Annotated in this window: 1 pseudogene; it reads right to left on the bottom strand. The window is 67.5% G+C overall.

The annotated features are described in order from the left end of the window. Positions 1 to 249: pseudogene (locus KVT32_RS30950) on the bottom strand (amidase); the annotation flags it as partial.

Raw genomic sequence — 249 nt, forward strand, 5'->3', positions numbered from 1 at the left:
CTTGATGTAGTCGGTGAGCCAGGCCAGGTCGTCGGTCGGGGCGACCAGCGCATCGAGGCGCTCCTCGCGCAGGATGCGGTCGTTCCCCTCTTCGCGCGCGTAACGCAGGTTGTTGGCCAGCGCCTCGCGGTAGCCGCGGCTGATCGGTCCCGGCTTGGCCTGGGCGGCGGACAGGTGCTCCTGGCCGAAATGCTGCATCTCGCGCGCGGCGTTCTTCTCGTTGAAGTCGATCACGTCGGCCATGGTCTT

Source organism: Achromobacter sp. GbtcB20, assembly GCF_019091095.1.
Taxonomy (GTDB): Bacteria; Pseudomonadota; Gammaproteobacteria; order Burkholderiales; family Burkholderiaceae_B; genus Achromobacter; species Achromobacter mucicolens.